General features: G+C 54.7%; 2 protein-coding genes. Both read right to left on the minus strand.

Annotation, left to right across the window (positions count from 1 at the left end; translation table 11 throughout):
* Positions 1–33: 33 nt before the first annotated feature.
* Positions 34–741: an acyl-CoA dehydratase activase gene (locus CW742_RS12300; RefSeq protein ID WP_292420786.1), complete on the minus strand. Its 708-nt coding sequence runs from the start codon at positions 739–741 to the stop codon at positions 34–36.
* 88 nt (positions 742–829) lie between these two features.
* Positions 830–1606, minus strand: a 777-nt coding sequence (locus tag CW742_RS12305; RefSeq protein WP_292420788.1) for a radical SAM protein, incomplete at its 5' end; no start/stop codon positions are given.

The following is a 1606-nucleotide window of genomic DNA, read 5'->3' on the forward strand; positions in this document are numbered from 1 at the left end:
TTGGTCAGGAAAGGGGACGGGATAACCGAGTTCCTAAGAAATCCTTTGTGTAATATCGGAGTTATGCGCGACACCCTCGGTAAAAACAACGGGGAATTCCGGGTTGAGGGCGGCAACCATTGATACGGTTCGTCGTGCAATGGACGCATGGAGTCCGGCGATGATTGCATCACGGGACACTCCCTGGTGGAGCAGGCTGATCACCTCTGATTCGGCAAAGACCGTGCACATTGCGTTGATCCGGTGCGGCTCGGCACGGGAAGCGGGTGATCCGAATTGTTCAACCGGTACTCCCAGTGCCCGTCCCATATTCGAGAGGAATCTCCCGGTGCCCGCTGCGCACTTGTCATTCATCACAAAATCTTCGACATATCCTTCGGCTGATAAACGAATTCCTTTGGCATCCTGCCCCCCGATATCTATCACGAATTGGCATCCCGGCACAAGGTGAAACGCACCTTTTGCATGGGCAGCGATCTCCGTACAGGTGAGTGTTGCGATTTTCAGGCAACGGCGCCCGTACCCTGTCGTTGCGATGATCTTTGGCGGGGCGGAAAGTCCGGCATCTGAACTGGTTTTCAAAAGAAGGGCCAGAGCGGTTGCTTCAACATCCCAGGAAGCATCCGTCATTCCCGCAACATACGAAGATCCGTTGTAAATCACGGCCTTGATTTGGGTCGAGCCCAGATCAATACCAGCAACGGTTCCGGCATCATTTCGTCGTGAATCATCCTGATGCATGCGTTCCCCGATTGGACTATGGTGTGTATTTCTATTCTGTTCTCTTTGATTTTAAGGTAGAACATACGGCATTAAAAAAAATGTTCCATCACAGATCCCGCTGGGGAGTCAGATCGCAGCCGGTGCATGGCAGGCACATGGTCTGTGCAACCCGGACATCGAGCCCGTGGCGTTCGAGAGCGGATTTGTTGAGCCGTGCAAGGAGCATGAGGCGGTACCCTGACGGGCGGTCCACGGCGATCTCACCTTTCCTTAAGGGATGCGGCGAGATCGGGCGCAGGTTGGGGATGACTCCCATTGAGGTAAGAGTCTCGATTCCCTCCTGAACGCACGCGTCAGTCTCACCAAGGCCGATGATGAAGTTCGAGGATACCCGGTTCTTCCCGAAAACCCGGACTGCGTTTTCAAGAGAAGACAGGATATAATCCAGCGAGAGCCCGGGACAGACCCGTTCAAAGATTGCACGGTCCATTGTCTCGACATTGTACTTTATCTCAATGGCTCCTGCCGCATGGAGATCTTCGGTAGATGTTGCAGTCGGGTAGACCGAGACGCCGATGGGCAAATCGAATTGTGCTGCAAGATGCCGGACGACCTCGGCCATGTACCCGGCCTCTTTTTCCGGGGATTCTGCGACCCCGCTGGTCAGGGAGATGGCCCGTACCGTCCCCCGCGCCAGTGCAGCATCTACGAGCCCGGTGATCTCAGCAATCGTCTTTACATGCCCGTTCAGTTTCGGCACCGGGCAGAATTTGCAGTCAAAAATGCAGCGCTCACTGACCGTAATATAGGCATGTTCCGGGCAGGGGCAGAGCGGGATCTCCAATGTACCGTATGCAATGATCCTGCCCTCCTTCTGTACAAC

Source organism: Methanoregula sp., from assembly GCF_002835825.1.
GTDB lineage: Archaea > Halobacteriota > Methanomicrobia > Methanomicrobiales > Methanospirillaceae > Methanoregula.